The organism is Cytobacillus sp. FSL W7-1323 (assembly GCF_038595015.1).
Taxonomy (GTDB): domain Bacteria; phylum Bacillota; class Bacilli; order Bacillales; family Cytobacillaceae; genus Cytobacillus; species Cytobacillus kochii.
Genome location: NZ_CP151998.1, coordinates 1,793,221 through 1,817,574, shown reverse-complemented (window position 1 = coordinate 1,817,574; position 24,354 = coordinate 1,793,221). Strand labels below are relative to the sequence as shown.

The following is a 24,354-nucleotide window of genomic DNA, read 5'->3' as shown; positions in this document are numbered from 1 at the left end:
ATTGTACCTAATTATATATAAACACCGAATATCCTTCTAATCAATAAAAAAAAATGATAAAGTAGGGAAGTGTTGATTAAACATAAAAGGAGAACAAATATGATTCAAAGATTTATTGAACTCGGAGAAGGGTTTTCTGACATTTATGAATTGATAGAGATAGCGAAAAGGAATGATGACCGCCTTAAACATATGATGGTTTTACATACAACCATAAATGACAAGGCGATGAGTTCACTTATCGTGATATTAAACCCACCTGCTGAAGGTAAATTCCAACCTATATATATATGCAGAGAAGGCGTGCCAAATCATACAATCAAACCTAATAAACGCTTTCAATTATTTGCGGATACAGCGAAAGAGTTAAATAAAGAACTCATCCAATTCAATGTGAAACCTTCGACACTTTTCTCTGAGAAAGACTTATATTTTCAACATTTAATCGCTATTTTCAGGTTAAATCACTATTTACCTGCACTAACTTAAACAAACCTAGGCACTATATTTACTATATGTGCCTAGGTTTGTTTAAGTTGTTAAATGCCCATCTTATAATCATACTCTTTTGCTTTATCTGGTTTTGCGTTTTCAAATTCAGTTTTTAAAAAAGGTTTGTATGAAGGTTCAACTTTTTTAACAAACGAATATGAACTAATCTTTTCAGTTAAAGCGTCGATATCCTCCATGTTACAATAAACAACTACGTACTTTAACCGTTTCGATACAAAATGAACGTTCCCAAAGCGACGTAACATTTTCGCTTGCTTTAATGAATAAAGCCAAACAATTAAACCTTGCCTCTCTCCAAGCATAATACTTCCCCTTTTGTTCAAATGATTGTTATTAGTCTAGCATATATTTCATTATTTTTACAATGTGATTGATTTTTTCATTCTCTATCTTTTTAAAAAAACAGTGCGGTCATGACCGCACTGTTAAGCAGAACAGCTACATGCTCCGCCTGATCCACAACCACCCGAACAAGCATTATCAAAAAATGGGTTACCTGTTGGGACTTTAATATGTTGAGACACAGAGTGACTTATAATGACGCTAATTTCGTCAAGCAAACTCTGTAACTCTGTTTCCGATTGCCTATACGCTGCAACATACGGATCCATATCCATTTCTCTCTTTAACTGACGTATAGACATCGTAACTCTTTTATAATCAGGATGATACTTACCAAATCGTTGTACATCCTCATAAAGATCTTTCATTTCAACAAATTGACGAATCTTTTCCTGAGTTTCAGGATTTGATTGCATCTCCTTGAGGCATTGCTTGTATTGAGTAGCTTCCTCAGACTTGACAATCATCGTGACAATCTCATCGGCTACGTCCAATATCTCTAATCTTTCTAAAGTAGCAAGCATCTGGAAGCTCACCTCCACTTTTCATCATATCATGGAATACCTAAAATCTAAAGTACTGAGAAGAATTATTCCACTTGTACGATAAATTCTTTTGTCAAAAAGTAAAGCGCGGGATCACTACTCACTACTTCTAGTTTGATATGATGTTTCCCTTGTGACAACCCTTTTATTTTGAAAGCTGCGCGGTTGATTTCTTCTGTTTTCTCCCCATCAACATAAACAATAAACTTTCCCTTCACCCCTTGTCGATCTTCTCTAAATGTTATCCCATCAACAATACATTCAATAAATACATCGTTACCTTCCACTAAATGCTTGACGAAGAAATCTTGTGGCCCTTTTGCCATGGCCGTTGTTACCGGAATAGATTCTCTAATTTCAAGCCCCTTAACAGGAGCTAGTATGCTATTTGTTTCTGGCTCTGGAATATCTTTGGTGCAAGCTACTAATAAGATGAATAAAATACAAAGCGAGAAGTATTGATATATTTTCTGCAAGCTCATCAACCCTTTTTATTATGTATTATTTGCTTTTACATAATAATTACTCATAAAAAATAGCCTTCTTCCTAAGCGAAGAAGACCATTTATGATTGACTGTTCATTGCTTGAAACATGCTCATCATCATAGATGCCATCTGAACCCCATTAGAAAACTTTTCTACATGATGAGGAATTGTTTTTTTATGATAATGTAAAGACGCTACTTCTAATTTCTGTATTTCTGTTGGGTTTCGCGATAACGTTCGATACCACTGTGGCTGTTCTCTAACGAACTTTTTTAATTCTTCATTTTGTTGAATATACTCTCTTATATCTTTACGCAAAGATTTTCACCTTCTTTTAATCTTTTTTAAATGCAAATGGATTTGGCTTTTGAGCAATTGAATTTGATTTAGTAGAGCTTTTAGAGGATGTAGCTCCTCCTTGAAATTGTGATAACACCCCTTGAATTGCTCCGAGAGCCTGGCTCATATTTGTAATATAACCTTGTACTTGATTAACATCCATGTTTTTTACAGTTCCCATCACTTGATTGATCCAATCTTGTTTGTTTTCAGTAGTGGTTTCGGAAGAATCACTCTTCTGATCACGCACATCTTGCTCATCATCTTCCAATAGGTACCATTCTTCATACAATTGCTGCATCGACTTTTTGCCGGACCTCACTTCTTTTAGTACTGATGGATTCTTTTTCACATAAGACTTAAACCGTTCCACAGTTGGGTGCAATTGTTTCTGTGCCACTATTATTCACCTCGTTTTCGTTACAAATGCCTACTTTATTGTATGAGTGCACCTCCATAATAGTGATAAATTTCTATATTTCTATTGGTTAGGTTTCTGTTACGATAAAGATAAGCACATATACAAAACTTCATTTTATTGGAATGAGGATGAAAACGGTTTATGCTTAAAGTTAATGATATAACAAGGAGTTTCACAAATTATGACAAAGAAAGATTTCTTACTTCAAAAGTTTTCACAAATTATTGCCGAGACTAATGACAAAGATTTAGCGTTAATCGATAGTATTGTGGATAGTTTAGAAAGAGAGCAAAATGGGGCTAATCGTTCATATATTGAAGCATTTATGAATGTAGAAGAACAGTTAGAAGATGATGCTGTTACAATTTCCATCCCTATTACACCTCTACTTTATAATCCGCTTGGTATTGTTCACGGAGGTATGATTGCTACACTCATTGATACTGCAATGGGTACTCTAAGCAATGAAGCAGCTCCGTTAGATAAGGTGGCAGTGACTACACAATTAAACATTCATTATTTAGCTACAATTAAAGGCAACAACCTTACTTGTCATGCAACAATCACTCATAAAGGAAGTCGTATGATGGTCCTCTCTGCAGTCGTTGAAAGAGACGACGGTAAGAAGGTTGCAACTGCTTCCTCTAACTTTTTTGTTATCGGAAAGTGAACAAAAAAAAGACGTGCACTCATCATACAATGAGTATGCCACGTCTTTATTCTTGTTCCCATTTTTCAATAAAGTTTTGTGTAAAGTGCTTCTTATGAACACCTACACCAATGTGAGTAAATTGTTCGTTCAATAAAGTTTCACGATGCGCACTACTATTTAACCATCCCTCCATTACTGAAGGTGCATCTACATAATTAGCAGCGATATTTTCACCAGCAGATAGATAAGCAACCTCGCCCGCTTTTAGGCGATCTGACAGTTCACCATATTCATCCGACGTATGCGAAAAGGCTTCACTTTCATACATATCCACACTGTGGTTATATGCTACTTCTTGGGTCTGCTCATCTAAGCTAAGCTCATTCACATTATATCTTTCTCTCATTACGTTTGTAATATCAATAATCTGCTGCTCCATTCCTCGATTGATAGCGGCTTCTTCCTCTTCTTCTATATCATTTACGACAAATAACTCGCCCCTATAAACTAATTCATAAGGCCTTAACATCACGAAAGACTCATCATTTAGAAAACGTACACTAGAAAGCGTACCTGTAAATTTATCTAAATAAAGTAATGCATAATAATCGCCAATTCTAATAATTGGTCTCATATTCATGTCCGCTTCTGATAACTCAAAGCGATAAACACTACCTTCGAATTCAATTTCTATATTTGTTTCTGCATATAACGAAGAATAAATTTCTCCTGATGGTTGTCCTATTTTAAAAGGGGTAACATCCACTTCTTCACCTGTGGCATATATGGAAATAACTTTCCCTTCCCATATACCGACTTGTATATATTCATGGTTGCCATTCGGATAAATCCACCATTCATAGCCTTGAAGTGTAGGATCAATCCGTTCCGGTTCACCAAACTCTTTCTTTATATCCGAAGCTTTTGACCCCATTAAAGTAAGCAACCCTTCTTCAGGCATCTCAGCAACCATTGACTCTTCATCCTGTTGATTACCTATCGTCTCATCTTGAGCAACTTCTGTACCCTCATCACTCAACAGCAGTTGATCTTCACTACTAAAATCTAAGTATAACCATATAACGGTAAGAGCCAATATCAGTACAAATACGCGTAATACACTCTTCAGAGAACTTGCACCTCCCATGACTTCTTTTAAACCCGGACACTTCTATTATATCCATGTCATAAACATGAGTATCGTTAAGAATCACATAACTCCCAATCTTTCCAATACACGAAAAAGTATTTTTTATAACATATGTTTAAATATAGTATATCATCACATAGAAATGGATAATAGCAAGTTGTTTATGAATTAAGAAAACCTTTACAACAACTATAAGGTACGCTTCAATAAAGAAGCTAATTTAAATTGTTTAAAAATCTCGATTTAAAGGTTTATACATCTTATTATACATGGAAATGAACTTTATATCATTAACCTCTATATGTATCATTCTTTTCACTAATTTTTTCATTATACATATATGAAGGATGTTGGGAATACTAGTGTTAGGTGAATATAATGATCCATTTGAAAAAGATTGCAACTTGTCCATTTTTCAACTATTATTAAATTTGAGATGATTCAATATTGGTTCTGTTTACCAATTGTTTTTTTCAGGAGGGATTGATTATTATGAAGCTTGAAAATACGGGTTTAGAAAACAAGCAAGTTGAACTAAAGCGACTAGATGACCTAATGGATTCTTATCAGTTAGTACGTGCAGGACAGTGGGATTATGAAAGAGTTACATACGATCGAAAATTTGAATTAAAAGAAGGAATCTACTATCTTCGTGTATTTGGACATGCAGTCGAAGGGGACGTTGGCGCTAGAAAGGCGACGATTCAATTACTTACTCCTTTATTAGGCAAACATTATTATCCTCATGGAGTAGAATATGGGGATGGCGAACACTTTCCACAATCACTTGTTAAGCAATCTGAAAAGATCCTAACAGACATTAATAATGATTTAGAACAAATACTTAAGTAAGCAAAAAAAACGTGAAGAACAAATCTTCACGTTTTTTCTATCGAGTCGATAGAGCAATGCTCTATTTTCAAAACCACCTTACCAACGCGAAGTCCAGTCAATAATCGAATATCTTCAATAATTTGTTTTTGTAAAATCATCAAATCTGTTAATACTTCTTTATAAGGTCTAATACTTAATCTTACTTCAATTATCACCTGATCATCTAATCGCGTAATAATATCTTCACTACTTCTTCTAATTAACCTTACCTTTTCCTCTGCACCATCCATTTGAAGATAGCGTATATTGGATTCTACAATGGATGAAATGATAAATTTGCGTACTTTTTGTTTTTCCACATCTCGCTTTTCCAATTGCATCATCCATTCATTTCTGAATTCAACCTTATTAAGTAAAGGATATTATAGTTAATGCAGTTTGATCTCATTTTGTTCTGCTATGTTTACAAAAAGTACTCTTTAGACAGTAACCTAAAAACTTCTTGTTTCTTACTATTTGATGGTCTTACTTACTTTATTCTCATTTATTCTTTCTTCATTTACAGTTTTATGTATTACTGTGTCAAGTATTGACATGGAAATACAAGCAAGCAAAAAAAGTCCGAACCTATTCGAATGATACTAGCACTCGAATAAGCTCGGACTTACATGACTTTGGACTTTTTAGAATCCGAATATCGCTTTGATTAATGATGTTGTTTCTCCGCCATGATAAAAAACATATAGTAGTAAATAAACGGCTACCCCCGTAATGGCAGTAGCAAACCAAATAATACTTGTAAAGGGACCGATCTTTCTATGAAGCTTTAACTTATTCTTATATCCCGTATACAAGTTAATGATTCCAAGTACCGCTCCTGATGTGGCCAATGTAATATGAAAGACAAGAAAAAGGGTATAATAAATTTTTATATCATCAGGGCCACCAAATGATGTATTTCCGATAAAGATTGTTCGACTAGCATAAATAATAAAGAATATGATGGCAAAAATGCCAGCTAATGTCATCGATTTTTTATGTGCGTCAATTTTTCTCTTACTAATTTGAACCCAACCAATTGCCACCATAATGGCACTTAACACGATAAAGGTTGTACTGATTGTTGGTAAGACAGGCAATGAATGCTCCATAGTAACTTCCTTTCTCTTATCAAACTTCCTATATGTACTTTATTCTTCATATAATTACATGAAGAAGCTATGCTCATTTTATAAAAGTATTCCTTCTTTTTCAATCATGATTGAATGGTTTTCGTAAAAGTTCTTTAATTGTTCAAAAATGGAGCCTACCTTAGTAGCTAGGTAGGCTCGAGATTTATTCCACTGTTCTTGGGTTCATGAGCTGATTTTCAGCTTCTTTCTCCTCTGACTGTTCTTTGCGATACCATTCAAAAAATACAAGCGCCAAAACATAGCCATAAACAATTTCCTGTATAATTTTCATAATAACGCCGCCTAACTGCTGATCATGCAGTAGAGACATACTATTAAACATTTCTGGTCCACTTAAATTTAATCCTGCGAGGGTTCCTGTGGGAACACAGAGAGCTAATGCTTGTCCCCATGCATGTGGATCAGAATACGTTGCATACATCGGTGCGTCTGCAAATATGATCAGTGCACAAGCCGGTGTTAATAGAATACCATCTGCAAAAATATAACCGACTTTTTTTAGCCCACTTATTCTTTGCTGCTCAGGTAACGGCGTGATAAGTGGCCACCACATACATATAGCAAAGAGAAATAAGATGATTGTATAAACTGTATGCAAAGTCATATCTACTTTAATTACATCAAAAATCAATGGGATATGGTAAAAAGAAAATAAGCCATTAAAAAAGATTAAAGCAATTAATGGTTTTGTAAAAAAGCGAAACAATGGTTTTATGATTGGTAAGGCAATAAAGGAACGCCACATCCATTTAGGAATTCCGTAAATAAACAAGATTGGCACAACTAAATAGAGTACACCCATTTGAATCATATGTGCATAAAACATCAAATGTCCCATTAGATCAAGCGGAGATCCCTTAATCAGATATAAGACTAAGATTGCACTGGAAAAGAATAGCGCTTCTTTCTTATGTAATGGTTCACTATTTGCAAAACGGTGGCGAAACTTAACGGTCACTAAAAAATACAAAATTAACAACAAGACCAATGCTAGAAGAAAATACGGACTCCATAATGCTCTAAATCCAAAAATACTAAGTGGCATTCTTACGTCACCTCATTTTATGTAATACTACAGGCCATCATTATTGTTTCTGATATCAATGTCTATTATACGCTTGTCTTAAAGACCGTGGCAACCCACTTTATGGAATCGGTGTCAACATCTTACCTTGATTGTTGTAACTGTCATAAATTTTTAAGAATTGTAGCTCAATTTTGTTATTCATCTATTACATGAATTAATTAGCAATCTATTTTAACCATTTTTAACCCACAAAAAAACGACTGAAATTTATCAGCCGTTTTTCATTTTACCACCAAATAATTGTCATGAATGCCAGCAGAGTAATGAAAGCTACAAAGACACCTGAATACAGGAACAATGCAGGAGCTTCATGTCCTTTATGGCTCATATGCATGAAATAATATAGTTGGAAGCCTACTTGAACGATTGCTAGTACTAAGATAAACGGAATGGTAAACCATCCGGAAATATCATAGCCAACAGCAATGAAAGCCACAAATGTTAAAAAGATCATCATTGCAAATGAAACAACCTGATATCTCATTTCCTCTGCGCTTTTTCTGCGACGATATTCAATGTCAACTTTTGGGTTACCTGAGTTTAATTCTTCATTTGCCATCAGTTATCCCACCATTCCCATTAAATATACAACCGTAAAGATAAACACCCATACAACATCAATAAAGTGCCAGTATAAACTTGCAACATAAAACTTTGGTGCTGTATAAAGGTCTAATCCACGTTTTGCATTACGTACCATTAATGTAATGATCCATGCAAGACCAAATGCAACGTGACCACCATGGAAGCCTACAAGTGTGTAGAAAGCTGTACCAAATGCTGAACTTGTAAATGTATGATGGTATTCATGTACATAATGGTTGAATTCATAAACTTCTAAACCAAGGAAAGCTAAACCGAGTAATACGGTAATGCCTAACCATAACTGCATTTTTTTGAAGTTGAAATTCTTCATATGGTACATTGCATAAACACTTGTTAATGAGCTTGTTAATAACAACATTGTCATAACAAACACTAATGGTATTTCAAAAAGGTCTTTTGCTAAATAATGGTCACTGTTTGGTACACGATCCTTTAATGCTAAATAAGTCGCAAATAAAGTCGCAAATAAAACAGTTTCACCACCAAGAAATAGCCAGAAACCTAAAAATTTATTCTTTCCGTCGAGGGTTTGCTTTTCAGGCGCTGCAGGCCATGTTTCATATGTGAATTTTTCATCTGCCTTCATTATGCCTTACCCCCTTTATCATCATCCATTAATTCCTCTTTATGAATATGATATCCGTGGTCATCTTTCACTGATCTAAAGAACATAGAACCAAAGACAACCAACATGCCGATAATAAGTACTGGGATGCCCCATGAATGTTCATTATGGTACATTGCACCAAATGCCGCGATAAACAATCCTACTGAAATAACAAATGGAACAAATGAATTGTTAGGCATATGGATGTCACCTATTGGCTCAGCAGGAGTCATCTCTTTATTACCTTCCATTTTCTCAATCCAGTAAGCATCTAACCCACGTACAAGCGGAAGCTGTTTAAAGTTATAAAACGGTGGTGGTGATGGTATTGCCCATTCAAGTGTACGTCCGTCACCCCATGGATCGCCACCAACTTTTTTATTCTTCGCAATGGTCATAACCACATTAATTAATAATACGATTGTTGCTACCGCCATAAAGAAGGCACCAACAGTACTTACCAAGTTCGCAGTTTCAAACCCTTGACCTTCGTTAAACGTAAAGATACGACGCGGCATCCCCATTAAACCTAAGAAATGTTGAATAAAGAAGGTTAAATGGAACCCAATTAAAAATAACCAGAATGTTACTTTACCAAGGGCTTCATTCAACATTGTGCCAAACATCTTCGGCCAATATAGATGTAAACCGCCAAGTAATGCGAAGACAACTCCACCAACGATAACATAATGGAAGTGAGCAACAACAAAGTAACTATCATGGTACTGATAATCCTGTGCAGCTGACGCAAGCATAACACCTGTTACTCCACCCATTGTAAAGGTTGGTATAAACGCAATAGCATACAACATTGGGGTTGTAAATTTAATGCTACCGCCCCACATTGTAAAGAGCCAGTTAAATATTTTAATCCCCGTCGGAACAGCGATTGCCATTGTCGCCACAGAGAAAATGGCATTAGCGATCGGACCTAATCCAGTTGTAAACATATGGTGAGCCCATACCATGAAACCTAAAAACCCGATTAACACAGTAGCGAACACCATTGATGAATAACCAAACAATCTTTTTCTTGAGAAAATCGCAAAGATTTCCGAAAAGATACCAAAAGCTGGTAATACTAAGATATAAACTTCTGGGTGTCCAAAGATCCAGAATAAATGCTCCCAAATAATTGTGTTACCACCCATATCTGGGTTAAAGAAATTTCCTCCAAATAAACGATCAAAAAGCATTAAGAAAAGTGCCACAGTTAGTGGAGGGAATGCAAATAGTATTAATGCTGACGTTACAAACGTTGTCCATGTAAATAATGGCATACGCATATAAGTCATTCCTGGTGCACGCATATTAATAATCGTTACAAGGAAGTTAATTCCCCCTATTAATGTACCCGCACCTGAGATTTGTAATCCTAGTACGTAAAAATCTATCCCGTGACCTTCTGACGCAAGTGAAAGGGACGCATAAGAAGTCCAACCAGCATCAGGAGCTCCTCCTAAAAACCATGAAAGGTTTAGAAATACACCACCAAAGAAAAACAACCAGAACCCTAAAGAGTTAAGGAAAGGGAATGCAACATCACGTGCCCCAATTTGTAGTGGCATAACCGCATTCATAAATGCGAATATCAACGGCATCGCTGCCAAGAAAATCATTGTTGTACCGTGCATAGTGAGTATTTCATTGTATACTCCAGCACTTACAAAATCATTGCCTGGTACGGCTAGCTGGATACGGATAAACATTGCCTCTAGTCCACCGACTAGGAAGAAAAATCCACCAGCAATTAGATAAAGGATGGCGATTTTTTTATGGTCAACAGTTGTTAAGTAATCCCATAAAACGGCGCCAACACCTTTTTTCTGAGCATAGGTACTCACAATTTTACCTCCTTCTTAAACGCAAATCGCCTTATCAATCCTCAACTTTAAGGCCCATTAAGTAATCTGTTAATGCATCGATTTCTTCATCTGAAAGGTCACCATACTGACCTGTCATTTTATTTCCAGGCTTAAATTCTTCTGGATCTTTTATCCAAGCTTTCAGATTCTCTTCTGTATGCTCTAAGTATCCAGCTATATGCGTACGGTCACCAAAAGTTGTCAAGTTAGGACCAACAGCATTTGCTCCTGTAGGTGTAACTGCATGACACCCAATACAGCTTTGATTAAAGATTTCTTGCCCTTGTTCTGCAGACGCAGTTTCAGGTTGAGCTGCTTCTTCCATAGAAGCCAAGTCTTCAGCCCAAGCATCAAAATCATCTTTTGAAATAGCTTTTACTTTAAAGTCCATTAATGCATGTGATGGTCCGCAAAGCTCAGCACATTTCCCATAAAAAATATTACCTACTTCATCAGCTTTTTTACTATCAAATTCTAACCAAAACTTATTCGTATTTTCAGTATTGGTATCAAGCTTACCACCAGCAGCTGGAATCCAGAATGAATGTTTCACATCTGTTGATAGTAGATTGAAATATACTTTTTCGTCAGTAGGAACTACTAGCTCCTGGCTAGTTACAATACCTTGATTCGGATATTCGAACTCCCACCAATAAAGATTCGCTTTAACATTTACCACCGTTACATCCGTTTTCCCCTCTTCATTCTTATCTTCCATAGGAGAAACATCAGCTAAGTCAAACGTAGCTGCAACAGTCGGTACAGCTAAAACTAGAAGTAATAAAATTGGTATAACAGTCCAGATAATCTCTAATTTGTGACTTCCTTCAACTTGTTTAGGAATCTTATCGTCTTTACGACGAAACTTAAACAGTACGATAAGGAAAATGACTGTCACGACAATAATGACACCAACCATAATGAATGTACTCAATAGCATAAGGTCATATTGTGTTTGCGCAACTTCACCCGCTGGTTGTAGTGCCGATATAAATGGCTCACCACAGCCGGCTAGAAATAACGTCGTTACAGCTAACATAAATAGCAGACGCCCTTTTGCAAGCCTTTTCATAGCTTATTCATACCCCTCTTTCGTGAAAATTTCTTTGAGTGCTAAAACTTAATATGGATAAATCTCTCAACAAGAGAGAATCTCCCAACAAATGAAAAATGAGCTACCCACCAGTAAAATTAAGTAAAGCCCAACACATACTTCTAATCATATTGTTACAAACTTTGGAAAAGGTATTCCTATCTTAGAAAACAACTTTCTTAAAAAGCTTGTCTTCCTTACTATTATGTTCACTTTTTTAAATATGTAAGTAATCTCATTGTGTTTGCTATGTATTTATGAGTAAACATAATATCCAGATTATTAAAAAAATCTCAGACAGATTTCAAGCTAATTTTACGTTTTCATCCTATTTCCCTTTTAGTATGTGATACTGGAAAGCATTTAATGACAGATTAAAAGTTAAGCACTAACTCCACTATAAAGCAAATTAGTTTACATTACCATATTTGTCATTAAATTCACCAAAGCAGTAAAAATAATTAATTCCAAATCATTTACAATTCCACACAAAACAAGTGTGATGCATTCACTGTATATTAAATCACATTTTTTAGTTATTTTGTGAAATTTTCTAGAATTAATTATGACTAATTTGTGTCAGAAGTTTGTTTTCCATTATATATTCATCACTTTTCTGAGATAATTAAGTTAATAATTTTTTCATTAAATGATAAATTAAGGTAATAACACAACTTATGCTTTTTAGAAATATTTACATGACAACTATATTTCTAGCAGACAAAACTTATGTTTTCAAGGGAAATAAGGATGAATACGGAAGAATTTTTATAAGTATTGTAATATTTTGATGAATCCTGTAGTATCAAAAAAGTGAGTATACATAGACGTATTTTTTTCACATTTACTTCAATCATAACTTATCCGAATAAAATGAAGTAAATAAACATAATGAACACAATTTTTTGGTTATACAATATGACTAATATCAGCATTTAAATGGTATTTATAAGTATAATCACGCGCCGCGTAAACCTATATTCTTATAGCCATAGCGCTCATACATACCTATACATTCAGAAGAAGGTGAAAGATTTGCAACGATCATTAAAATGGTTCGCTGTCCTAACAACAATAGGCATGCTACTCATTCTATTAGGCGGGGCATTAGTTACAAAGACAGATTCGGGAGACGGCTGCGGGGCATCATGGCCATTATGTCACGGTGAATTTATCCCAAGCAATATTTCACCCGAATTAATTATTGAGCTCGCGCATAGACTTGTTTCAGGTTCTGTCGGATTTATGGTTCTAATTTTAGCCATTTGGTCATGGAAAAAGATTGGTCATGTAAGAGAAACTAAATTTCTAGCCATTTCATCTGTCATCTTTCTAGTATTGCAAGCACTCATCGGTGCAGCTGCAGTCATGTGGGGACAATCTGATTTTGTGATGGCACTCCATTTCGGTATTTCATTAATATCATTTGCCGCTGTTCTATTACTTACTTTGTTAATTTTCGAAGTGGATAAGAAGTTCCAAGCAGAAAAACTTGTTCTCGATCAACGAATGAAGCGCCACATTATCGGGGTTACACTCTACAGTTATATCGTTGTTTATACAGGTGCGCTCGTACGACATGTAAATGCTAGTCTCGTTTGTATCGATTGGCCATTCTGTAGGAATGACGCCATCGGTCTTCCCCTAAATATGTATGAATGGATTCAGATGGGACATCGTGCAGCAGCTGGTATCATATTTATTTGGATTACCTATATCATGATACTGGCACTGAAACATTATAAGCATCAGCCAGTTATTTATATCGGCTGGATTATCTCGTTTATTTTAGTCAGTTTGCAAGTCATCGCTGGTGCACTAGTTGTAATTACCCAATTAAACTTATACATTGCGCTCGCCCATGCATTTTTTATTTCTTGCTTGTTTGGGGTGTTAAGCTACTTTATCCTTCTCACAACACGAAGCAAAGCAAATGAATTGACTCAATCAAAGAAAACGGACAATAAAAAAGACAAAAACGTTCCATTATCATAAATTTTCTTTTGATTAAAGTAAGCAAAAAAACTTTTCCTCTATTTAAGAGGAAAAGTTTTTTATTATGATCGCGCTAATTCAATTAAAAGATCACCAGTAGCAATCGATTCACCATCAGCTGCATAAATTTCTTTTACCGTACCAGTAAATGGAGCTTGTACAGTTGTTTCCATTTTCATCGCCTCAGTAATCATCAAGTGGTCACCTTGATTAACGACGTCACCTTTGTTTACTACTGCCTTAATAACTGTTCCAGGCATTGTCGCAGCAATATGTGTTTCATTGTGAGGATCTGCCTTTACTTTCGTTGCAACGGAAGATTTAATACTTTCATCTTTTATCACCACTTCACGAGGTTGTCCATTTAGTTCGAAATAAATCACTCTCGTTCCATCTGCCCGCGCTTGACCAATTGACACTAATTTAACAATAAGCGTTTTTCCTTTTTCAATTTCCACTTCAATTTCTTCACCTAAGTTCATACCGTATAAGAATGTAGGTGTATCAAGAACAGAAACATCACCAAATTGCGTATATGTTTTGTGGTAGTCCATGAACACCTTAGGGTAAAGTGCATAGGCAATTGCATCAAAGCTTGTCACTTCTCTACCTAAATCTTTATATAAAATCGCTTTTATTTCATCAAAATCAACATGTTCTAGCAGCTCACCAGGTCTAACAGTGATGGCTTCTCTATTTTTCAATATCGCCTTTTGTAGATCTTTAGGGAATCCTTGATACGGTTGCCCTAAATAACCTTCAAACAGCTCGACAACAGAATCAGGGAAGTCTAGTGAAGCACCTTTTTGAATGACCGCTTCTTCATCTAATTGATTTTGTACCATGTATAGAGCCATATCTCCTACAACTTTTGATGATGGTGTAACTTTGACAATATCACCAAACATTTGATTGACGCGGGAATACATCCCTTTTACATCATCCCATTTCTCTCCTAGACCAACTGCTTTTGCCTGTTGTTGTAGGTTACTATATTGCCCTCCAGGCATTTCATGTTGATAAATTTCCGTATGAGGTGCTTTCATACCACTTTCAAATTCTTGATAATATTTACGTACATCTTCCCAATAATAAGAAAGCTGTTCTAATGCATCCACACTCATCTCAGGTTGTCTTTCTGACCCTTCTAACGCATAATATAATGTATTTGCACTAGGTTGTGATGTTAATCCAGCCATTGTACTTAAGGCAACATCAACAATATCAACGCCCGCCTCGATTGCTTTTGCATAAGTGAAAATTCCATTGCCACTAGTATCATGCGTATGCAAATGAATAGGAATATCTACAGTTTCTTTCAATTCTGAGATGAGCTCAAAAGCTGATTGCGGCTTCAATAATCCAGCCATATCCTTAATCCCTAAAATATGGGCACCTTGATTCTCGAGTTCTTTTGCCAACTCTTTATAATACGCTAGATCATATTTCTTTCTTGTTTTATCAGAAATATCACCTGTATAACAAATGGCTGCCTCAGCGATTTTGCCTGTCTGTCTAACAGCATCTATTGCTACCTCCATACCTTTTACCCAGTTTAAACTATCGAAAATTCGGAAGACATCGATACCTGCATGTGCTGACTTTTCTACAAACTCTTGAATAACATTGTCCGCATAGTTTTTATAACCAACGGCATTAGATGCTCTTAACAACATTTGTAAGAGAATATTTGGCATCTTCTGACGTAATGTTAATAATCTTTCCCAAGGATCTTCTTTCAAAAAGCGATAAGCCACATCAAAAGTCGCACCGCCCCACATCTCTGAAGAAAACATTTGCGGAAGTAGTTTGGCCGTCGGTTCAGCAATATTTTGTAAATCCTTCGTTCGGACTCTTGTCGCTAGTAAGGATTGATGAGCATCTCTAAACGTCGTATCTGTTAATAGAACATTCTTTTGTTCCTTAATCCATGACACAAGCCCTTCTGCACCACGTTCTTCAAGTACTTGCTTTGTACCAGACTGATACTCATTAGGTAAAATAATTTTAGGCATTCTTGGTTGATCAAATGCTGGCTTCTTCTGCTTTTCGATTCCAGGGAAACCATTAACAGTTACATTACCGATGTATGAAAGCATTTTTGTTCCCCGGTCTTTTCTTTTTGGGAAAATAAACAGTTCCGGAGTACGATCAATAAATGATGTATCATATTCACCTGTCAAAAAGTTTTTATGTTTAACAACATTCTCTAAAAACGGAATATTGGTTTTTATCCCTCTGATTCTAAATTCTTGTAAATTTCTAACCATTTTTGATGCAGCTTGTTCAAAGGTAATTGCATGAGTTGAAAGTTTCACCAATAAAGAATCATAATGGGGTGTGATTACTGCACCTTGGTAAGCATTACCTGCATCTTGACGAACACCAAACCCTCCACCACTACGATAAGCCATTAGTCTTCCTGTATCAGGCATAAAATTGTTCAAAGGATCTTCTGTCGTTACACGAGATTGAATCGCATATCCCATTGTTTTGATATCTGCTTGATCAGGTATACCAATTTTTTGACTGTGTAATTCATATCCTTCAGCAACTAAAATTTGTGTTTGAACGATATCAATACCAGTTATCATTTCAGTGATTGTATGTTCAACTTGGACACGAGGATTTACTTCAATGAAATAAAACTCTTCTCCTGAAACAAGGAACTCAACTGTTCCTGCATTAATATAATCGACGTTCTTCATTAATTGTACGGCTGCCTCGCAAATACGTCCTCTTAATTCCTCATCTAACGATACACATGGTGCGACTTCGACAACTTTTTGGTGACGTCTTTGTACAGAACAATCCCGTTCAAACAGGTGAATAATATTGCCATGTTGGTCCCCAATAATTTGCACTTCTATATGTTTCGGATTTTGTACGAATTTCTCGACATACACTTCATCATTTCCGAATGCCGCTTTTGCTTCAGATTTCGCGCGATTATATGCTTCTCTCACTTCCTCGCCACTGTTAACTATCCTCATTCCACGACCGCCACCACCAAGTGAGGCTTTAATAATAATTGGGTAGCCGTAATCTCTTCCGAATTGTTCTACTTCCTCAACAGCTTGCACCGGACCATCAGAACCAGGAATAACTGGAATATTCGCACTTTGAGCTTGTGACCGCGCCTTTACTTTATCTCCAAACATATTCAAATGTTTAGATTCAGGCCCAATAAACTTAATACCTTCTTCTTCGCATCTTCTAGCAAACTGAATATTTTCTGATAAAAAGCCATAACCAGGATGAATCGCATCAACTCCGCTATCTTTTGCGATTTTAAGGATACCCTCGATATCGAGGTAAGCATCAATCGGCTTCTTACCTTCACCAACAAGGTATGCTTCATCTGCTTTGTATCTATGATACGACCCTGAGTCTTCCTTTGAATAGATCGCAACTGTACGGATATTTAATTCCGTACAGGCACGAAAAACGCGAATGGCAATTTCTCCTCGATTGGCGACTAATACCTTACTAATCTTTTGACCCATAATAACACCCCGTATATTTTTATCGTCTATTATATGTAAAACGACCACCCATACTTGCTGTTGTATTTACTGGTTTGTCAGTCGTTACATCTTGTTCTTCTTTATCTTTATATTTCTTTTCATAGTTTACAAACATTGATACATTCACTAAAATGCCCATTGAAACCATAAGTACTAATAAAGATGATCCACCATAGCTTATAAATGGTAAAGGTACCCCAGTTAAAGGAATGACTCCTGATATACCGCCAAGGTTAATAAATGCTTGAATGCCAATCATACTAGAAACACCTATAGCCAATAAACTTCCAAATGCATCTTTACACTTGAGTGCGACAAATATGCCTTTCAGTACGATAAAACCTAAAGCAAAAAGCACAAACATCACACCAAAAACACCCAGTTCTTCAACGATAACAGCCATAATAAAATCTGTATGAGCTTCTGGTAAGTAGCCCATTTTTTGAATACTTTGTCCTAATCCTAAACCACTTAATCCACCATTACCAAGGGCGATAAATGCGTTGGACAATTGATATCCCCCTTCAGCTTCAAACGGATGGAGGAAATCGAATCTTGCTAGCCTAGTATCTGTAAAGATTTTATCTCTTAAAATAAGCATCATTGGAACTAAAAAAATAGCACCAATACCAGCTAACTTTAATAGGTTTTTCATATTCATACCAGAAGATAAAATAATCGCTAGACCAATTAAAAAGATAATTCCTGCCGTTCCATAATCTGGTTCCATCGCAATCAGGCCACAAACGAGAATCAAATAAACAAGCGGTGGTACAACGCCCTTATTAAATTCATTAATATACGATTGTTTCTTTGCATAAACGGCAGACAAATAAACAATAACAATAACCTTTACAAACTCCGATGGTTGAATAGAACGGGTACCTAAATCAATCCAGCTTTGTGCGTTATTAACCGCGTTCCCGATAATCGATACAAGTAACAATCCAAAAAATGAAAAGAAGACGATTGGAATGAGAAACTTGTTACTTTTATATGCTTTATATGGGAATAGAGCAGCAACAATAAACGCAATCGTACCGAGAATTAAATGTGTTCTTTGTTTATCATAAAAGTAGTCACTAGCAACTCCATTATGTTGGACAGCAGTCACCATGCTTGAACTATAGACCATAACCAGTCCAAAAATACATAGTAGACCTAATACAACGATCAATGAATAATCATAAGATTTCAGAATTTTTTTAAACATATGCCTCTTCCTTTATTCTCTTAAGTAGTATATTTATTCTACTATAGCATTGATTTTCCTGCCAAAATAAAGATAAAAAGGAATGTAATTAAAACGTAACTCGTTAAATGATTACATCATTGTTCTGTATTATTTCATTTAATGTGACATACTAATTAATATATTTATACATCATAATTATTTATTTGTCTACTATATATGCTTAATTCATAGAATCAATTGTATAGATTAGCATAATATTGACTATTAATTTTAAAGCAGCATAACATATTATTTCTTCTTATTTTTTCTCTACTCTTCTCTTCTCTCCCCTTAACCAAGTTCTAATAAATAAAAAAACTCAAGCTAATATCTTTAGCTTGAGTTTTTAATATGTTTTATTTTTTTACCGATGCTTCATGTAGAATGGATAATTCTCTCTCAAGTTTATCAAGAATTTCTTTTCCATCTTTATCAGCAATTAATCCAAGTCTCACAGCAAAATCAATTTCACGAGATAAGCCAAACATCTGCGTATCAAGTACTTCTTCGTATAATGGACATTGAGGCATAGTCAAATTATCCATTTGGACTTTGATTAATTTTAATATTTTTTCAGCATCTGCTTGTAATAGAGCATTAGCTCTTTCTTTATGATCAATAACCATTTCAGAAGCCAACTTTCAATCCCCCCGTTTCCGAGCGATTATCCTATCTATAAATTTTAAACTTAAGTGAAAAAAAAAGCAAGGATAATCAGGGGATATCCGCTGATTAAAAAATACTAAAATGATATTCCTCTGCCATAATCTTCAAAATTTCTGCACCGGCAATACTATTCCCTCTCTCATCTAGGGCAGGAGAGAAAATGCCTATACCTAACTTCCCTGGCACAACTGCCATTATACCACCCGATACACCACTTTTCGCAGGAATTCCCACTTTAATTGCAAACTCACCTGAAGCATTATACATACCACAAGTTACCATGAATGTTTTGCATATTCTTGCAACTTCCTCCTCAATTAATATGTTTCCTGTTTGCGGATCACGACCATTATTGGCAAATACAGCTGCAATTCTTGACAAATCTAAACAATTCATTTCAATCGCGCATTGTTTCGTATAAATATCAATTAACTCATCTACATCTCCATCAATCACTCCATGTTGTTTCATAAAATAACATAATGAACGATTTAAGTCCGTTGTCTTATATTCCGAATCTGCTACCTCTTTATTGTAACCGATGGCTTTACCACCTAATAAGCACTGGACAAAGTGGAGAATACGGCGCCATTTCTCATCGGGAGAATTACCATTTACCATGCTTGTAACCGCCAATGCTCCTGCATTGATCATTGGGTTCAGAGGTTTAGAGTGTGAGCTCGTCTCAAGCTTAATCATTGAATTATAAGGATCCCCAGTTGGTTCCATACCTACTTTTTGAAACACATTTGTGTATCCTTGATCAATTAATGCTAGTGCTAGAACAAGCACTTTTGAAATACTTTGTAATGTGAACTTTTGTTCAATATCTCCAGCTGAAACACAAACATCACTGCCTCGAGTAATATGAAAGACAGCTGCTGAAACATTTGACTGATCAGCAGCCTTCAAAGCCGGGATATAATCTGCTACTTTACCTTTAGCAACAAGCGGTTTTACTCGTTCAATTATTCCTAACAATTCTTGATCAGTCTGACAACCCATAACACCCCTACTCTCCTTCAATATTTCCTTATAGTTTAATACATTTAGTAACATTCCATTCGAGTTGAAATGACATTTGCAGTTAAAAGCGTTATACTTTATAAGGAACATTAGATATTAGTGACACAAGCAGGGGGTATGACAAATGAAGGATATCATCCATATTACAGGCAACGTCAAATATACAATTACACTCGATCCAAGTGTATGGATTTTTGATGATCGAAAAATTGACCTTGATACATATTTTGAGAATCAAGAAGAATTACCGAATGAAAAGGAGGAATATACGAAAGCAGCCTCTAAACATTGGGATCGTGAAATAATGGAAGGTGCAGTTTACCCACCAACACTTAAAACGGAGAAGAAATTTGAAAAAGTTCGTGTCTTAACCGGTACTTTTGGGATTCCCTTCTTGCCTTTTCTTACAAATGCTGAGCCAAATAGTGGATCGAGGACAATAGAAGTACATTGTGAGAATGAAACAGTCAGTATCCCTATGACAGAGGCAGAAAGCCTTATTCTCGCCTTTTCTTTAAAGGGTAAACCTTTGAAAGAAGATGGTCCAGTGCATATTTATTATAAAGATGGAAGCAATCGCCTTCAGCCAATTAAAAATGTACAAGATTTCCATATTATATAAAAAAAAAGACTGAATCGAGAGCAACTATGCTCGTTCAGTCTTTTTTATATAGAGTTATTTAAGAGTTTCCTTATAAGATATCAGCAGCGAGTTGAGCTAGCCCTGACCTTTCCCCTTTAATCAATTTGGAATGGCCGGCAATCTTCTGATCTTTAAACTTTTCGACAACGTAAGTAAGACCATTATTATAGGCATCTAAATATGGATGGTCAATTTGTTCAGGATCCCCCATTAAGACAATCTTACTACCCTCGCCAACTCTTGTTAAAATCGTTTTTACTTCATGCTTTGTTAAATTTTGTGCCTCGTCAATAATAATAAACTGGTCAGGTATACTTCTCCCTCTTATATAAGAAAGAGCCTCAACCTCAATTGAACCCATTCCTGCCAAAATGGCATCTAATTCCCCCGGCTTCTTAACATTAAATAAGTATTCAAGATTATCATGAATCGGTTGCATCCATGGCCGTAATTTCTCTTCTTTTTCTCCTGGCAAGAACCCTAAATCTTTACCAACCGGGACAATTGGTCTAGCGACAAGTAACTTTTTGAAATCTCCTAAATCCTCAGTCTGCATTAGGCCTGCAGCTAGCGCAAGTAACGTCTTTCCAGTTCCTGCTTTACCAATTAAAGTCACAAGAGGCAAGTCCCTGCGTAAAAGCAGTTCTAATGCCATCGTTTGTTGTACATTTCTTGGTTTAATTCCCCAAATATGATCATAATCAAAAATAAGTTTTTTCAACTTCCCTTTCGTTTGATCAACAATGCCAAGTGCAGAAGCTGATGAACCAAGCGCATCTTTTAGAATGACAAATTGATTAGGATAGAATGAATGGTTCCCTACTTTATTTAGTGATAATTCTCCTTGACTGTAAAATTCATTCACCATATCTAAATGGAGATATACTTCAAGAAAACCTGTATATATATGTTCATTTTCAATCACACGATCGCTTAAAAAATCTTCGCTTAGTAAACCAATAGCATCTGCCTTTACTCTTACAAGCGCATCTTTACTCACAAGAATAACTGGTCTACCACCTTCTTTTGTCTCTTCTTCTAATGAGAGGTTCTTAGCGACAGCCAAAATCCGATTATCATTCGTTTTTTCAACAAAAATTTCTTGGAGCTGATGAAAAGAACGATGGTTTAGTTCAATGCGTAAGCTTCCTCCATTTTCAAGAAGGATTTGCTCATGCAATTTCCCGGACTGCCTCATACTGTCAATCATTCTTGATACTTGCCTTGCATTCCTCCCAATTTCATCCATATACCTTTTTTTCGAATCTACCTCTTCTAACACAACAGCTGGAATAACGACTTCATTATCCTCAAAAGAATAAATGGAATTTGGATCCTGCAATAAGACATTTGTATCTAACACGTATATTTTACTCAACCCGATGCCTCCCGCCATTAGAAATACATTAGTGCATAAATAGTTCATTGCTTGTTAGTTTCAACATTTTCAAATATCAACATGGACAAATCTAACTTTGCTAAAATATATGATTTATCGCATAAAGATAGAAGAACTTTCGCACACTAGTTGTAAACATTTACTTTTATTAAAGTTTAATCTTGATGGAGGTAGTATAATGAAGTACTTTCACGTTCTACTATCATTATTTATCGTACTCAACTTAACGGGGTGTGGTGCACAAAATAACGCACAATCTTCACAAAATGAGAAAGGTACACCTCATACAGTTAATGTAAAAAATAGTACCATATCTGAACAAGAAGTATTGACTGGACAAGAGACTTCTAAGCACTTAGCCACATTAGCTTCTGATAATCGTCGTGTGAACGATGCAACTGCTGTCGTATTAGGTGACTATTGCATCGTAGGTATTGATATTGATGAAGATGTTGAGCGGTCTGAGGTTGGCTCAATAAAATATGCAGTTGCTGAAAGCTTAAAGCATGACCCCTACGGTGCGAACGCTGTAATTATTGCCGATCCTGATTTATATGCCCGACTTAAGGAAGTAAAAGAGGATGTGGAAAATGGCCATCCGATAAAAGGGATTTTAAATGAGTTAGCTGATATTTCTGGTCGAATGATGCCAGAAGTACCTGGTGATATCATTGAACCGAATAAATCAGAGGAAACGGAAGAATCAAAAGAACAGCTTAATGAAACAGAATCAAAAAAATTAAATAAACATCAAGAAGAACAATCGAATTATCATAAGTAATTCACAACAGCATCCTTTCATTTCAAAAACAGCTAGTTTATAATAAGGAAAATGCTTGTTTATTAGAAAAGGATGTATATAAATGAAAGTACAATGCGTTATTTGTGATAAAATTGAATCAATTGATAATGAATCTTATGAAGCAAAACGGTTAAGAAACCGACCTATTCACACATATATGTGTGTTGAATGCAATGACAGAATAACTACGAAGACGAATGAAAGAGCAGCTACAGGCAACTTTAAATTGTATAGAAGTAAGCAAGAAGAAGAAGAATGGTAATTTAAAATCCCTCCGTTAGAGATGAAACGGAGGGATTTCATATTAGTTAACAAAATGCCATCTTTTTTTCCAACCTTTTGAAATAATCCTGCTTTGATATAATTGCATTCTCTTCCTCGAAGCTGCAAAAAAAGGAGTTGGCTTAATACGAAAATGAATAAGGTCTTCTATGCCCCATGGTGCCGTTATGACTAATTGATTTTCGTTATCTAACTTTACGCCAATAGCGGTGGCCGTCTCCGGAAATTTCGCAATAGCGTCCTCTGAGGATTGATAAGGCAGCAGGCCATTAACAGAATGCATTCTAGCTTCATTCTTAACTGACCAAGGAATATGCGGTAGTATTTTATGTAATTTTTCTTCATAGTATTTTTCAATGGTTTCACTCAATTGCTGATCATCATAATAGATTACATCAACATCAGGCAATGGCGTCTTTTCTTGAAAATGATGGAGGGTATCCCATACTTTTGATCGAACAAAACCAGCACAAATCCACCAATCAGGTAAATGAAGTTGTTTAGCGGCTTTTAATATGGCCATCATTTCTTTATCATCTCTAATTAACTGTAAAATATCGCCTTCATTTCGAATCATCTATTTCCTCCCCTAAGCTTTCTCCAATCCCTTCAATAACCCACTCACCACTAAACGCCAAACCATAACAAGTTCCATGAAATTGTCTAGCTCAATCAATGGAAAAATTTCTGAAGCATACTATCAATTCCAAACAAAAGGGACAAACTCGACAATTACCTTTTCGATATAAAATAAAGCTTTCATTCACTAACTTTTGCAGGCGCACTGTTTAGTACCTTTATTTTATCGATAAAGTAGAGAGCTGTACATAAGATATAAATTGTACAAAATGCACTATCAGTGTCCAAGGTGGTTTAAGAAATTATCTTCAAAATATGTTCATGAACGAAATACTCTTCAATCCGGTAGAGCCGTTTTGAACAAATAATAATGTACCCTTTTTCCTCACGTCTAATCAAGATTCTAGCCTATCACTCCTATTCTTTCTCAGTTCTGAGGCGATTGAATCTTCGCCCCATCGTCAAAT

The 24,354-nt window shown here is 35.7% G+C and carries 26 protein-coding genes; 7 read left to right on the top strand and 19 right to left on the bottom strand.

All coding sequences use genetic code 11. The annotated features are described in order from the left end of the window. Window positions 1–99: 99 nt before the first annotated feature. Entirely contained in the window at window positions 100–489 is a 390-nt protein-coding gene (locus MKX67_RS09515) for a methylthioribose kinase (protein ID WP_095369640.1), read from the top strand. Between the two features lie 50 nt (window positions 490–539). Here the strand turns inward: MKX67_RS09515 and MKX67_RS09510 are convergent, their stop codons facing one another. The 5 genes from MKX67_RS09510 to MKX67_RS09490 form a co-directional block, all read right to left on the bottom strand. Next, on the bottom strand, window positions 540–815 hold the full coding sequence (locus MKX67_RS09510; protein ID WP_095369641.1) for a YlbG family protein: 276 nt from the start codon (window positions 813–815) through the stop codon (window positions 540–542). 123 nt (window positions 816–938) lie between these two features. Beyond that, window positions 939–1,379, bottom strand: coding sequence for a YlbF family regulator (locus tag MKX67_RS09505; RefSeq protein ID WP_095369642.1), 441 nt, complete (start codon window positions 1,377–1,379; stop codon window positions 939–941). A gap of 65 nt (window positions 1,380–1,444) precedes the next feature. Continuing rightward, window positions 1,445–1,876 carry a hypothetical protein gene (locus MKX67_RS09500; RefSeq protein ID WP_095369643.1) on the bottom strand — a complete coding sequence of 144 codons (432 nt, stop codon included), beginning with the start codon at window positions 1,874–1,876 and terminating at the stop codon, window positions 1,445–1,447. Window positions 1,877–1,965: 89 nt separating this feature from the next. Then, on the bottom strand, window positions 1,966–2,205 hold the full coding sequence (locus MKX67_RS09495; RefSeq protein WP_191812444.1) for a YlbE-like family protein: 240 nt from the start codon (window positions 2,203–2,205) through the stop codon (window positions 1,966–1,968). A 16-nt stretch (window positions 2,206–2,221) separates the two neighbouring features. After that, the gene (locus tag MKX67_RS09490) at window positions 2,222–2,626 is read right to left on the bottom strand and encodes a YlbD family protein (protein WP_095369644.1); all 405 of its coding nucleotides are present in this window, start codon (window positions 2,624–2,626) and stop codon (window positions 2,222–2,224) included. Window positions 2,627–2,828: 202 nt separating this feature from the next. On the opposite strand from MKX67_RS09490, the gene MKX67_RS09485 reads away from it, so the two are divergent. After that, window positions 2,829–3,317, top strand: coding sequence for a PaaI family thioesterase (locus MKX67_RS09485; RefSeq protein ID WP_322909202.1), 489 nt, complete (start codon window positions 2,829–2,831; stop codon window positions 3,315–3,317). Window positions 3,318–3,363: 46 nt separating this feature from the next. Here MKX67_RS09485 and MKX67_RS09480 read toward each other — a convergent pair whose 3' ends face one another. Further along, a complete protein-coding gene (locus MKX67_RS09480; RefSeq protein WP_095369646.1) occupies window positions 3,364–4,446 on the bottom strand; it encodes a CAP domain-containing protein in 1,083 nt (360 codons plus the stop codon). 495 nt (window positions 4,447–4,941) lie between these two features. Between MKX67_RS09480 and MKX67_RS09475 the strand changes: the two genes are divergently transcribed. After that, complete coding sequence (locus tag MKX67_RS09475) at window positions 4,942–5,301, top strand: YugN family protein (protein WP_095369647.1); 360 nt, start codon at window positions 4,942–4,944, stop codon at window positions 5,299–5,301. Between the two features lie 26 nt (window positions 5,302–5,327). Here the strand turns inward: MKX67_RS09475 and MKX67_RS09470 are convergent, their stop codons facing one another. The 7 genes from MKX67_RS09470 to coxB all read right to left on the bottom strand — a co-directional run bounded on the left by MKX67_RS09470 (window position 5,328) and on the right by coxB (window position 11,713). After that, window positions 5,328–5,657 carry a hypothetical protein gene (locus MKX67_RS09470; RefSeq protein WP_095369648.1) on the bottom strand — a complete coding sequence of 110 codons (330 nt, stop codon included), beginning with the start codon at window positions 5,655–5,657 and terminating at the stop codon, window positions 5,328–5,330. Window positions 5,658–5,966: 309 nt separating this feature from the next. After that, entirely contained in the window at window positions 5,967–6,434 is a 468-nt protein-coding gene (locus tag MKX67_RS09465) for a DUF420 domain-containing protein (RefSeq protein ID WP_095369649.1), read from the bottom strand. Window positions 6,435–6,618: 184 nt separating this feature from the next. Beyond that, the gene (ctaG, locus tag MKX67_RS09460) at window positions 6,619–7,521 is read right to left on the bottom strand and encodes a cytochrome c oxidase assembly factor CtaG (protein ID WP_095369650.1); all 903 of its coding nucleotides are present in this window, start codon (window positions 7,519–7,521) and stop codon (window positions 6,619–6,621) included. A 268-nt stretch (window positions 7,522–7,789) separates the two neighbouring features. Then, window positions 7,790–8,122 (bottom strand): cytochrome c oxidase subunit IVB, encoded by a 333-nt coding sequence (ctaF, locus tag MKX67_RS09455; protein ID WP_095369651.1) that lies wholly within the window; start codon window positions 8,120–8,122, stop codon window positions 7,790–7,792. A gap of 3 nt (window positions 8,123–8,125) precedes the next feature. Then, entirely contained in the window at window positions 8,126–8,755 is a 630-nt protein-coding gene (locus MKX67_RS09450) for a cytochrome (ubi)quinol oxidase subunit III (RefSeq protein WP_095369652.1), read from the bottom strand. Continuing rightward, window positions 8,755–10,620 (bottom strand): cytochrome c oxidase subunit I, encoded by a 1,866-nt coding sequence (gene ctaD, locus MKX67_RS09445; RefSeq protein WP_322909201.1) that lies wholly within the window; start codon window positions 10,618–10,620, stop codon window positions 8,755–8,757. The genes MKX67_RS09450 and ctaD overlap by 1 nt, the downstream gene beginning before the upstream one ends. A gap of 34 nt (window positions 10,621–10,654) precedes the next feature. After that, window positions 10,655–11,713 carry a cytochrome c oxidase subunit II gene (coxB, locus tag MKX67_RS09440; protein ID WP_095369654.1) on the bottom strand — a complete coding sequence of 353 codons (1,059 nt, stop codon included), beginning with the start codon at window positions 11,711–11,713 and terminating at the stop codon, window positions 10,655–10,657. A gap of 1,056 nt (window positions 11,714–12,769) precedes the next feature. Between coxB and MKX67_RS09435 the strand changes: the two genes are divergently transcribed. Continuing rightward, window positions 12,770–13,729 (top strand): heme A synthase, encoded by a 960-nt coding sequence (locus MKX67_RS09435; RefSeq protein ID WP_322909200.1) that lies wholly within the window; start codon window positions 12,770–12,772, stop codon window positions 13,727–13,729. Window positions 13,730–13,791: 62 nt separating this feature from the next. Here the strand turns inward: MKX67_RS09435 and pyc are convergent, their stop codons facing one another. The 4 genes from pyc to glsA form a co-directional block, all read right to left on the bottom strand. Beyond that, window positions 13,792–17,235, bottom strand: coding sequence for a pyruvate carboxylase (gene pyc / locus MKX67_RS09430; RefSeq protein WP_307314628.1), 3,444 nt, complete (start codon window positions 17,233–17,235; stop codon window positions 13,792–13,794). Window positions 17,236–17,254: 19 nt separating this feature from the next. Beyond that, window positions 17,255–18,469 (bottom strand): FtsW/RodA/SpoVE family cell cycle protein, encoded by a 1,215-nt coding sequence (locus MKX67_RS09425; protein ID WP_095369657.1) that lies wholly within the window; start codon window positions 18,467–18,469, stop codon window positions 17,255–17,257. A 377-nt stretch (window positions 18,470–18,846) separates the two neighbouring features. Beyond that, complete coding sequence (locus MKX67_RS09420) at window positions 18,847–19,128, bottom strand: YlaN family protein (protein ID WP_095369658.1); 282 nt, start codon at window positions 19,126–19,128, stop codon at window positions 18,847–18,849. 94 nt (window positions 19,129–19,222) lie between these two features. Next, entirely contained in the window at window positions 19,223–20,161 is a 939-nt protein-coding gene (gene glsA / locus MKX67_RS09415; RefSeq protein WP_095369659.1) for a glutaminase A, read from the bottom strand. A 145-nt stretch (window positions 20,162–20,306) separates the two neighbouring features. Between glsA and MKX67_RS09410 the strand changes: the two genes are divergently transcribed. Continuing rightward, window positions 20,307–20,804 (top strand): hypothetical protein, encoded by a 498-nt coding sequence (locus tag MKX67_RS09410; RefSeq protein ID WP_095369660.1) that lies wholly within the window; start codon window positions 20,307–20,309, stop codon window positions 20,802–20,804. Between the two features lie 70 nt (window positions 20,805–20,874). Here the strand turns inward: MKX67_RS09410 and MKX67_RS09405 are convergent, their stop codons facing one another. Continuing rightward, window positions 20,875–22,209, bottom strand: a complete 1,335-nt coding sequence (locus tag MKX67_RS09405) for a PhoH family protein (RefSeq protein ID WP_180317036.1) — start codon at window positions 22,207–22,209, stop codon at window positions 20,875–20,877. Window positions 22,210–22,402: 193 nt separating this feature from the next. On the opposite strand from MKX67_RS09405, the gene MKX67_RS09400 reads away from it, so the two are divergent. Both MKX67_RS09400 and MKX67_RS09395 read left to right on the top strand, forming a co-directional pair. Then, complete coding sequence (locus MKX67_RS09400) at window positions 22,403–23,005, top strand: YhcN/YlaJ family sporulation lipoprotein (RefSeq protein ID WP_095369662.1); 603 nt, start codon at window positions 22,403–22,405, stop codon at window positions 23,003–23,005. An 82-nt stretch (window positions 23,006–23,087) separates the two neighbouring features. Beyond that, window positions 23,088–23,288, top strand: a complete 201-nt coding sequence (locus MKX67_RS09395) for a YlaI family protein (RefSeq protein ID WP_095369663.1) — start codon at window positions 23,088–23,090, stop codon at window positions 23,286–23,288. 42 nt (window positions 23,289–23,330) lie between these two features. Here the strand turns inward: MKX67_RS09395 and MKX67_RS09390 are convergent, their stop codons facing one another. Further along, window positions 23,331–23,885: a nucleotidyltransferase family protein gene (locus tag MKX67_RS09390; RefSeq protein WP_095369664.1), complete on the bottom strand. Its 555-nt coding sequence runs from the start codon at window positions 23,883–23,885 to the stop codon at window positions 23,331–23,333. Window positions 23,886–24,354 lie beyond the last annotated feature (469 nt).

Excerpts from the sequence above, each read along its gene's own strand:
- MKX67_RS09515 (WP_095369640.1), top strand. The coding sequence starts at position 100 with ATGATTCAAAGATTTATTGAACTCGGAGAAGGGTTTTCTGACATTTAT.
- MKX67_RS09510 (WP_095369641.1), bottom strand. The coding sequence starts at position 815 with ATGCTTGGAGAGAGGCAAGGTTTAATTGTTTGGCTTTATTCATTAAAG.
- MKX67_RS09505 (WP_095369642.1), bottom strand. The coding sequence starts at position 1,379 with ATGCTTGCTACTTTAGAAAGATTAGAGATATTGGACGTAGCCGATGAG.
- MKX67_RS09485 (WP_322909202.1), top strand. The coding sequence starts at position 2,829 with ATGACAAAGAAAGATTTCTTACTTCAAAAGTTTTCACAAATTATTGCC.
- MKX67_RS09480 (WP_095369646.1), bottom strand. The coding sequence starts at position 4,446 with ATGGGAGGTGCAAGTTCTCTGAAGAGTGTATTACGCGTATTTGTACTG.
- MKX67_RS09475 (WP_095369647.1), top strand. The coding sequence starts at position 4,942 with ATGAAGCTTGAAAATACGGGTTTAGAAAACAAGCAAGTTGAACTAAAG.
- MKX67_RS09465 (WP_095369649.1), bottom strand. The coding sequence starts at position 6,434 with ATGGAGCATTCATTGCCTGTCTTACCAACAATCAGTACAACCTTTATC.
- ctaG (WP_095369650.1), bottom strand. The coding sequence starts at position 7,521 with ATGCCACTTAGTATTTTTGGATTTAGAGCATTATGGAGTCCGTATTTT.
- ctaF (WP_095369651.1), bottom strand. The coding sequence starts at position 8,122 with ATGGCAAATGAAGAATTAAACTCAGGTAACCCAAAAGTTGACATTGAA.
- MKX67_RS09450 (WP_095369652.1), bottom strand. The coding sequence starts at position 8,755 with ATGAAGGCAGATGAAAAATTCACATATGAAACATGGCCTGCAGCGCCT.
- coxB (WP_095369654.1), bottom strand. The coding sequence starts at position 11,713 with ATGAAAAGGCTTGCAAAAGGGCGTCTGCTATTTATGTTAGCTGTAACG.
- pyc (WP_307314628.1), bottom strand. The coding sequence starts at position 17,235 with ATGGGTCAAAAGATTAGTAAGGTATTAGTCGCCAATCGAGGAGAAATT.
- MKX67_RS09425 (WP_095369657.1), bottom strand. The coding sequence starts at position 18,469 with ATGTTTAAAAAAATTCTGAAATCTTATGATTATTCATTGATCGTTGTA.
- glsA (WP_095369659.1), bottom strand. The coding sequence starts at position 20,161 with ATGGGTTGTCAGACTGATCAAGAATTGTTAGGAATAATTGAACGAGTA.
- MKX67_RS09410 (WP_095369660.1), top strand. The coding sequence starts at position 20,307 with ATGAAGGATATCATCCATATTACAGGCAACGTCAAATATACAATTACA.
- MKX67_RS09400 (WP_095369662.1), top strand. The coding sequence starts at position 22,403 with ATGAAGTACTTTCACGTTCTACTATCATTATTTATCGTACTCAACTTA.
- MKX67_RS09395 (WP_095369663.1), top strand. The coding sequence starts at position 23,088 with ATGAAAGTACAATGCGTTATTTGTGATAAAATTGAATCAATTGATAAT.
- MKX67_RS09390 (WP_095369664.1), bottom strand. The coding sequence starts at position 23,885 with ATGATTCGAAATGAAGGCGATATTTTACAGTTAATTAGAGATGATAAA.